The organism is Bacillus sp. RIT 809, from assembly GCF_016892495.1.
GTDB lineage: Bacteria > Bacillota > Bacilli > Bacillales > Bacillaceae_G > Bacillus_A > Bacillus_A cereus_U.
In genome coordinates this window covers 1-8507 of record NZ_JAFEMR010000051.1, presented here as the reverse complement: position 1 = coordinate 8507, position 8507 = coordinate 1, and the positions used below count along the sequence as shown (strand labels likewise).

Below are 8507 nucleotides of genomic sequence, written 5' to 3'. Positions count from 1 at the left end.
GGAATGAATTAGGATTTCTCTTGCTCGTTGGTCTTACAATTGGATCTTTATCTGCAGTATTAGAAGAGATTATATGGCGAGGGAATTTCCATTACTATTTACGAAAAAAATATTCATTCATGCAAACAGCTATTATTACAGCTTCACTTTGGTCTTCATGGCATTTACCAGTAGCAATCTTTTATAAAAATTATGAGTTTCGGCTTGTAGGAATATTAAGTTATCTTTCTTTATTATTTATATTATCTATAATTTTGACGTACACGAGAGAATATGGCGGTTCTGTAATATCACCCGCAATTTTACATGGTATGTTTAATGTATTTTATTTAACAGATGTAGTGCAAAACAAGTGGGATGCCAGCCTAACAAAATTAATTAAATTTATCTTTTTAGCAATTGCGCTCTGCATTATGTATCTTATACATCGAAAGGTTAAAAAATAGTTAACAATTTAAAAAAGTGTTTCAGTTTAATGTACCTTAATTAGCTCATTAAGTACTTCAACACCTTACAATTATTCAATAATCGTATAGGTGTTGAAGTTTTATAATCTTAGTTGAACGACTTCGTTCTCACAATACTTATTTCTATCATGGAGAACAAAACAAGTATAACTAAACCTTTTATTCTCATTTTCATAAAATAAACCTTTTAATCTTTTAAATAAGGAAGTATGCATTCTTTAATTAACTTCCATCTATCCCCTGTATTCGCCATAACTTCCGACGCAATCACCACCACCAATTCCTTCTCCGGTATACAACAAATCACATTCCCACCATCGCCCATGGCACAATATGAAAAGATACCATCTTCTTCTCGTAACCACCATAAGTACCCATATAGATTTTCGTTCATTATTGTCGATTCTTTTACCCATGATTTTGAAAGAATTTGCTTTCCACCATAAATACCTTTATTCAAATACAATCGTCCAAACTTAGCCATATCTCTAGCTGTTAACGTAAGTCCCCATCCGCCTGCCGAAATACCGTTTGGATCGTGTACCCATCCTTTCACATCTTTTCCGAATAAGTCATGGAATCCAAATGCTTTCATATTGTAGTTTGGAATTTCTCTCATGCCGATAGGCTGGAATAGATGGTCGTTCGCAAATTCACGAGCACTTTTCCCTGTTACACTCGAAATAATTGCTGATAGTAAATGAGCTCCTGCAGATGAATATTTAAAAGCTCCAATTTGCCCGCCGTTCCCAATTCTATTTAACGTATACTTTACCCAATCCTGTTGTGTACATAATTCTTCTAACGGTTCCTGCCAATCCACATAAGGATATGGAGCTGTCATTGTAAGTAGATGCCGCACTGTTACTTCAGATTCCTTAAGATTATATTCAGGAAAAAACTCTATTACTTTTTGATTAACACTTTTGATATATCCTTTATCTATACATATCCCAATTAACGCAGAGATTATCGTTTTTGTGACCGATGCTACATGACATGCATCATCTGGACCGTAACCATTATAATAGTTTTCAAAAACGACATTACCTTTTTGTACAACTAACACACCATTTATATTTTTATATTCTTCTTTTACAACACAATCTAACTGTTCAGCCGTTTTCATTGCTCTTCCCCCTTAATCTATGATTAAAAAGGTTCGATAGGTACATATATATCGACTATATGTTTATTTTCCGGGTGCTGCCTTGGATCATTTCTATATACTTCAAAAGGATACGAATCTCTCGGTTTATATCCGCTATTCGGGAGCCATTCACCGTATAAAAAGTTCCATGCCCCTTTGTATTCATCTTGGAATATTTCAAAGTGACCTATCGCATATGTCCCTGAAGGTATTGCCATTATTCCAATGCCACTCGTTCCTACTGAGGCTTCATCTGGAATTGTTATACATAGACTTGTTCTTAAATGATAGTCTTCTGTAAACTCATGATGATCGTGGTAAATTGTTAATACCTTCGTATCCTCGAATACATGATAGTTCTGCTCCGATGCGTAATGAAATAGTTTCTCTATCATTTTTGGAAAATCTATGGCTAAATCCTTATATGTACCTACATGTCTTATGTATGCGACGTTTACTTTGTCCGCTGTTACAATTTCGACCTCTCCTCGAACCTTCTTACACTCATTGTATTGGGAACCTTCGCTAACGTCTTTGCAATTCTTGCTATTGTGATTTCTATAGTGAGACGGACTTACTCCGTACTGACTTTTAAATGTCCGGGAGAAAATTGCTGAATCCGTAAAACCATAATGATAAGCAATATCTGTAACCGTCATATCCATACGATATGTAAGTAAATGTGTTGCCCTCTCTAATTTCAAACGATTCACATACCGAGATAACGGCTCTTCCATCATCCCTTTAAAAATTCTATGAAAATGAAATTTTGAAAAGCCTGCAACATTAGCTAAATTTTCAATGGAAAGTGAATCATTTATATTTGATTCTATATAATCTTGCACTTTATAAATACGTCGTAAATACTCGTTTCTACTTTGAGAACTCTCCATATTCTTTCCTCCTCACAACAAAAAGGCTAACTTCACGTTAGCCTACTTTACACATGTTTTAAAAATAAAACTCTACTCCCGCCGTTCCCATCATAATTTGTATGTACGGATACACCTTCTATTTCATCATCCCCAGCTTCAATTTCAAAGCCAATTTCTTGATGAAATTGTATTGACTTTTTATTAGCTGGTGACGTGATTGCTTTTACAACTTTACGATTGTTTGCGCGAGCAACATCAAAGAAATAAGAATACAATGTCGATGCGATTCCTTTTCTTCTATATTTCGGATTTACACCGATAAAATGAACGTACGCTTCCTCTTTATGAGTTTGTGAAAAGAATCCGCATAAGAAACCTAACGTTTCTCCTTCTTCTTCAATGATAAAACTCGTTTCTTGAAAGTGAACGAAAAACAATTTTGGCAACATATTAGCCATATCTCTTCCGCCCCACCAATCATTTAAGACGGAATGAATCTTTATATAATCTTCCCCTTGCATGTTCCTTACTCGCATGTATTTCTCCCTTTCACTCACTTCATTTTTTCATAAATTTTAATGACTGTTTCTACTAATAGGATGAATACCCAAATCCCGCAAAATACAAGAACAGACTGGAATATAGACCCTAGTATGATAACACCAACTACACCTGTACCTGATCCTGAAAATGATACCTCACCAAACCCTGGATCATGTATAAGCGAGCCAGCAGAAAAGGCCATTAAAATAGACCCTATTAAATAAATAACACTCATTATTTTTAATATTTTTATAGAAAGATACGAAGTTTGTTCTTTCTCCACTTGTGATAATTCGATTTCCCCACTCGCAATTCCTTTTTGCAGACAATCTTCGCATAAAAATTCTTCATTAATTTTTTTACCACCATGTATTGTCCCTGTTATTTCTTTACACCTTGAACATTTTCGATTTATCATTTTGTTATCACTCCAATCAACTATGATTATCTTAATATAATTCGACATTTACCTTATTATCCCTTTTATGTATTTTATAGAGAAAGGTCGTGTTTTATGATTTCGAAACTCACATTTGGTTCTAAAAAACCTACTGTTCAGTATGTATTGTGGCCGAGCTGTTATGCGGTTATTTTTGATCCAACTACTTCAAACATAGCTATCATTCAAAATGGAGAACGTTACTTTTTACCAGGTGGCGGTATGGAAGGTAATGAAACAAAAGAAGAATGTTTGCATCGTGAATTACTCGAGGAATTAGGGTGGACAATTGAAATCAAACAGTATATCGGTAATGCAGCGCGATATTTTTATGCGGAAAAGGAAGATACATATTATTTAAACGATGGGTTCTTTTACATTGCGAACATGGTACATAAGCAAACCGAAAATTGTGAGGAGGATCATATTTTAAGGTGGATGTCTCCATCGCTTGCTATAGAACATTTACTTCATGATCATCAAAAATGGGCTGTTGAACAAGCGCTTTTATCGCATAAACAAAAAGGATCTCCTTCTATTTGAAAGAGATCCTTTTCACTATTAACTTGCTTTTTTTAAATTGAAAGCTGGCTTCTTCACTCCGCCTTTTTTTACAACATATAATCCGATGAAGATAATAAACCCGCCAACTAATTGCATCATGTTGATTTGCTCTCCAATTGTTACAGCCGCAAAGATAACTGCGAACAATGGTACGAGATACATATAAACCATTACTTTCGTTGAGCCGATTTTACTAATACCGACATACCACATTGCAAGTCCGAAAATTGTCGCAAAGACGATTGAATATGCTAGAGAACCCCAGCTTGGCATATCTACTGGCCACGTTAATGTATTTATATTGAATAAACAATATACAACGAGTGGTACAATTCCAATTAAAGTAGACCATGATGTGACTCTCATTGCCGAGTATTTTGTAATAAGAGGTTGTGCCAAAATTGGATACCATCCCCACGCAACTGCTGCGACTAATCCAATTACATTTCCGAGCCACGCATACTCATAAGTTGCTCCTCCTGAATGCCCTGTTAATAAAACAAATGCTGCGCCAACAAAGGCTACTATTGAACCAATTTGTACTTTCATCGAAAAACGTTCTTGTTTGTGCAATACTGCTAATATCCCTGTAAATATAGGTGACATCGCAATTAATAATGAGGCGTTCGTTGCTGAAGTATATTTCACAGATAGCATAAACATCGTTTGATACATTGTCGTTCCAACGATACCGACTGCTAATAATCGTAACCAATCTTTTCTTTCAATACGAAGTGAACGTTCCATAATAAATGTAATAAGTAATAATACCGGTGATGCTACTAAAAATCGTAAACTATTAAATTGAATGGATGACATAAATGCCACGCCATACTTTCCAATTGTATAATTTGCTCCCCATACTAACGCAACTGATACTAGGAGCCATTCCATTTGCCATCGTTTCATCCGAATCTCCCCTTCCCTATTTAGCATAGTAAAATTGGCTGGATATAACACCGTCCAATTGGCTGTTTTTTTACCCAGCCAATTTGTTATACTTGATGTAGTTAAGAGATACGGAGGCGTTTTTATGGAATGGAAGCTAGATAACGACAGCAAAATCCCAATTTATCAGCAAGTTGTTGACTTTATTGAAAGACGTATTACATACGGAGAGCTTCCCCCAGGTAGCTTCCTCCCTTCAGAACGGAAATTAGCTACGCAGTTAAATGTAAACCGAAGTACGGTAACGACTGCTTATAATGAACTTCGCGCAATTGGAATTGTAGAAAGCACGACCGGTAAAGGTACACGTGTGAGTACACATATGTGGGGCGTTTCTCCAACATTAACGCCGAACTGGAGAGGTTTCGTAGAAGGCGGGACTTTCTTACCAAATTTACCGTTACTGCGCCATATTCGCGCAGAAGTACAGCAAAATGAAAACATTATAGATTTCGCAAACGGAGAGCTCGGTTGTAACCTCTATCCTCACGATCAACTACAAACGATTTTACGAGAACAACCGTTAACACAGTCATTAAGTTACGATCATCCGCAAGGGTATCTCCCGCTAAGACAAGCGGTAGTAAAATATATGAAAAAATATTTGAAGGTTGAAGCGACTGAACAATCGATTATGATTACATCTGGCGCGCAGCAAGCACTCCACCTTATCGTACAATGCTTATTAAATCCAGGTGATGCAGTTGCTTTCGAAAGTCCTTCACACTGCTATTCATTACCGTTATTCCAATCAGCGGGTATTCGTATTTTCCCATTACCTGTCGATGAACACGGTATTAATCCAGATGATGTGCAAGAATTATATAGAAAGCACCGTATTAAAATGATCTTTTTAAACCCAAATTTCCAAAACCCTACGGGAACGATGCTGCATCCAAATCGTAGAAAAAAACTGTTATCACTTTGTGCTGACTTACGAATTGCGATCGTTGAAGATGACCCGTCTAGTTTACTTACACTAGAAAATAAACAACCTTGCCCTACTTTGAAATCAATTGATGAAAATGGAACTGTCATTTATGTACATTCTTTATCAAAAATGATTGCGCCAGGGTTACGAGTTGGCTGGCTTGTCGCTCCGCAGTCAGTAGTAGAACGATTATCCGATGCACGGCACCAAATGGAATTAGGAATGAGTATATTCCCCCAGTGGCTTATGCAACAATTTTTCGAAACCGTTCCATTCCAGTCACATATCGTACCGTTACGAAAACAACTAGCAGAAAAAAGAGACATTATCGTCCGCGCTCTAAACGAGCAACTTCATGATAAAATCTCTTTTTCAAAGCCTACTGGTGGTATATACATATGGGGGAAATTAAACGAACCAATAAACGAGAAACAACTCATTATGCAAAGCTTAAAACAAGAAATCGCCTTTATGCCAGGTAGTATTTTCGGCGCGAAAGATGGTTATATACGTTTGTCTTATGGAAAAGTAAATATTGATCAAATTGAGGAAGGTATTTCTCGTTTGCGTGAGGCTATTTTGGTTTGTGAAAAATAACTTTAGATACGAACCCTCGTTTGACAAAATTCAAATCTACCATTATTATCAACTCGAACCTATTTATCCCGCTATTTGTGGGCAGTAAAACTCCCACCTCAAAATTCAGCTGGAACAAAGAAGTTAGGTGGGAGTCGGGCTGCCCGTAAACGCCCGATTGGTTCAACTAATAATCAGCGGGAGATGAACACCCCCACTGATTAAAGTTTCACTTTATAGGAGTGATAAAAATGAAGATTTACGTTGATGCAGATGCTTGTCCTGTAAAAGATGTGATTATTTTTGAAGCTACGAATGCAGAAATCCCTGTTACCCTCGTTACTAGCTTTTCTCATTATTCTAATGCAGAACAGCCATCAGGGGTGGAAACAATTTATGTTGATTCTGGAGCAGATGCTGCGGATTACCGAATTATGCAATTAGCAAAAAAAGAAGATTTAATCGTAACGCAAGATTACGGTCTTGCTTCGCTCGCTTTAGCAAAAGGCTGTATCGTTCTACACCATAAAGGCTATAAGTATACGAATGAAAATATTGACCAACTATTACAAACACGTTATTTAAGTGCAATGGTTCGAAAAAGCGGCAAGCGTACAAAGGGGCCAAAACCATTTACAGCAGAAGACAAAGAGAAATTTAGAGAGCTCTTTAAAAGTATGATTGTACTTTAGAAATGAACCTTCTATTTGTAGGGAAAACTTAGCAAAGAAAAGAAGAGAATATCCAAATGAACATTCTCTTCTTGAGGTTTACCCGTTTAAAAAGAAGGTAAATTATCTAAGTTATTTTCTTTCATACCATCAGGTTCACTACGTATAATATCCCTGCCATACTTATGAAATACGTCCACATGAGCTAACTTTCCTGATTTTGCTTCACTAAGAGCAGTAATATAATCTAACTCTCTCCCGCTACTTGTTTTAAAAGCAATTAAATCACCTTCATCATTTTTACGAACTGCAACTATTTGTTCTGCTCCTGAATCGACTTCCCTGGCTACTTCCAATTGAGCTTGCTCTTCTCCTTGATGTAAGTAATCATTATAAACTTTTTGAAAGTCTTTTTTATCCAATAAACTCACCTCCAAAACATTTTATTAGTATGTTTGGAAGGTATTGGTTTTATGTACTTCTTCCATCAAGTTCACAAAAATACACTCCCACAAAGAGATAACCCCATTCATAATTTTTCAATCTATTACAAATTTATTTTAGAACTTTATAGAGTACCTCTCAATATAAGATACTCAAAACTGATAATATTATATCGAAAACATTTAAGAAATAGAGCTGTTCAGATGAATATCAAATGGAATAGTGAAAACATTATATTTGAGACATTGAGAGAAGCTGAAGTATGGACGGACTCAATCGGGAATGAAATATATGGACGTGTTTATGATGGTTATGTAACACCTGATTATAAGATTGCCTATGTTCTATTGGCTGAGGTCCCTCATTTTAAAGTTCATACAGAAATAGACGTAAATAATGAACCTTAGCTATATAAAGTATGGGTTATTTCATCTGCTAAAACACCATAGCAATTAGTCTACAGTGCTGTTTATTTTAACCTGTATTATAAATACCGATTCCTTAACGTACAGGGAATCGGTTAATTTGCGTCCAAATTGTGTCTAAACGTACAATTTCCCCGAAATGGTATGGTGACCCATGCGCATCAACTTAAGAAAAGTAAACACCCCAAAAAAGAAAAAAATGTACTTTTTTTGTTACAGACTAACAAAAAATTACGTTCTAAGGGCGCTATGAACCTTTAAGCTGATGGAGATGTGATGCTACCCAGGAAGTTTCTAAAAAAAATTATTACTCTGAGTTCTTGTTACTTGATTGTACCCATTCCACCAATTTTAACATGTACATTAACTTTAACATCAGCCTTCGATAATGCTTTTCCCCATTTCTTTTGGACTCTTTTCCAATCTTTATATGTATAAGCTCGTGCATACAACCCCAATCCTATAGGATCAATT

General features: G+C 36.0%; 12 protein-coding genes. 5 read left to right on the top strand and 7 right to left on the bottom strand.

Features of this window, described 5'->3' with window-relative positions; translation table 11 throughout:
- Positions 1 to 446: CPBP family intramembrane glutamic endopeptidase (locus JTF23_RS27165; protein WP_204210269.1), on the top strand; the 446-nt coding region annotated here is incomplete at its 5' end.
- 208 nt (positions 447 to 654) lie between these two features.
- On the opposite strand, the gene JTF23_RS27160 is transcribed toward JTF23_RS27165, so the two are convergent.
- From JTF23_RS27160 to JTF23_RS27145, 4 genes are read right to left on the bottom strand one after another with little or no spacing between them, the layout of a single operon-like run.
- On the bottom strand, positions 655 to 1596 hold the full coding sequence (locus JTF23_RS27160) for a serine hydrolase domain-containing protein (protein WP_204210268.1): 942 nt from the start codon (positions 1594 to 1596) through the stop codon (positions 655 to 657).
- A gap of 23 nt (positions 1597 to 1619) precedes the next feature.
- Positions 1620 to 2510, bottom strand: a complete 891-nt coding sequence (locus JTF23_RS27155; RefSeq protein WP_131232726.1) for an AraC family transcriptional regulator — start codon at positions 2508 to 2510, stop codon at positions 1620 to 1622.
- Between the two features lie 47 nt (positions 2511 to 2557).
- Complete coding sequence (locus JTF23_RS27150) at positions 2558 to 3028, bottom strand: GNAT family N-acetyltransferase (RefSeq protein WP_204210267.1); 471 nt, start codon at positions 3026 to 3028, stop codon at positions 2558 to 2560.
- Positions 3029 to 3045: 17 nt separating this feature from the next.
- Positions 3046 to 3453 carry a DUF3980 domain-containing protein gene (locus tag JTF23_RS27145; RefSeq protein WP_078181839.1) on the bottom strand — a complete coding sequence of 136 codons (408 nt, stop codon included), beginning with the start codon at positions 3451 to 3453 and terminating at the stop codon, positions 3046 to 3048.
- Between the two features lie 96 nt (positions 3454 to 3549).
- Here JTF23_RS27145 and JTF23_RS27140 point away from each other — a divergent pair, with 96 nt between their 5' ends.
- Complete coding sequence (locus JTF23_RS27140) at positions 3550 to 4017, top strand: NUDIX hydrolase (RefSeq protein ID WP_204210266.1); 468 nt, start codon at positions 3550 to 3552, stop codon at positions 4015 to 4017.
- An 18-nt stretch (positions 4018 to 4035) separates the two neighbouring features.
- Here the strand turns inward: JTF23_RS27140 and JTF23_RS27135 are convergent, their stop codons facing one another.
- On the bottom strand, positions 4036 to 4947 hold the full coding sequence (locus JTF23_RS27135) for a DMT family transporter (RefSeq protein WP_204210265.1): 912 nt from the start codon (positions 4945 to 4947) through the stop codon (positions 4036 to 4038).
- 124 nt (positions 4948 to 5071) lie between these two features.
- On the opposite strand from JTF23_RS27135, the gene pdxR reads away from it, so the two are divergent.
- On the top strand, positions 5072 to 6514 hold the full coding sequence (gene pdxR, locus JTF23_RS27130) for a MocR-like pyridoxine biosynthesis transcription factor PdxR (RefSeq protein ID WP_204210264.1): 1443 nt from the start codon (positions 5072 to 5074) through the stop codon (positions 6512 to 6514).
- A gap of 230 nt (positions 6515 to 6744) precedes the next feature.
- Positions 6745 to 7185 carry a YaiI/YqxD family protein gene (locus JTF23_RS27125; protein WP_204210263.1) on the top strand — a complete coding sequence of 147 codons (441 nt, stop codon included), beginning with the start codon at positions 6745 to 6747 and terminating at the stop codon, positions 7183 to 7185.
- A gap of 86 nt (positions 7186 to 7271) precedes the next feature.
- On the opposite strand, the gene JTF23_RS27120 is transcribed toward JTF23_RS27125, so the two are convergent.
- On the bottom strand, positions 7272 to 7586 hold the full coding sequence (locus JTF23_RS27120) for a DUF3892 domain-containing protein (protein WP_204210262.1): 315 nt from the start codon (positions 7584 to 7586) through the stop codon (positions 7272 to 7274).
- Between the two features lie 231 nt (positions 7587 to 7817).
- On the opposite strand from JTF23_RS27120, the gene JTF23_RS27115 reads away from it, so the two are divergent.
- Positions 7818 to 8015 carry a hypothetical protein gene (locus JTF23_RS27115; protein ID WP_033712249.1) on the top strand — a complete coding sequence of 66 codons (198 nt, stop codon included), beginning with the start codon at positions 7818 to 7820 and terminating at the stop codon, positions 8013 to 8015.
- 341 nt (positions 8016 to 8356) lie between these two features.
- Here the strand turns inward: JTF23_RS27115 and JTF23_RS27110 are convergent.
- On the bottom strand, positions 8357 to 8507 hold a 151-nt coding region (locus tag JTF23_RS27110; RefSeq protein WP_215729894.1), incomplete at its 5' end, for a Ger(x)C family spore germination C-terminal domain-containing protein.

Bases quoted from the DNA above. Each gene is read 5' to 3' on its own strand.
- JTF23_RS27140 (WP_204210266.1), top strand. From the start codon at position 3,550: ATGATTTCGAAACTCACATTTGGTTCTAAAAAACCTACTGTTCAGTAT.
- pdxR (WP_204210264.1), top strand. From the start codon at position 5,072: ATGGAATGGAAGCTAGATAACGACAGCAAAATCCCAATTTATCAGCAA.
- JTF23_RS27145 (WP_078181839.1), bottom strand. From the start codon at position 3,453: ATGATAAATCGAAAATGTTCAAGGTGTAAAGAAATAACAGGGACAATA.
- JTF23_RS27135 (WP_204210265.1), bottom strand. From the start codon at position 4,947: ATGAAACGATGGCAAATGGAATGGCTCCTAGTATCAGTTGCGTTAGTA.
- JTF23_RS27160 (WP_204210268.1), bottom strand. From the start codon at position 1,596: ATGAAAACGGCTGAACAGTTAGATTGTGTTGTAAAAGAAGAATATAAA.
- JTF23_RS27155 (WP_131232726.1), bottom strand. From the start codon at position 2,510: ATGGAGAGTTCTCAAAGTAGAAACGAGTATTTACGACGTATTTATAAA.
- JTF23_RS27150 (WP_204210267.1), bottom strand. From the start codon at position 3,028: ATGCGAGTAAGGAACATGCAAGGGGAAGATTATATAAAGATTCATTCC.
- JTF23_RS27125 (WP_204210263.1), top strand. From the start codon at position 6,745: ATGAAGATTTACGTTGATGCAGATGCTTGTCCTGTAAAAGATGTGATT.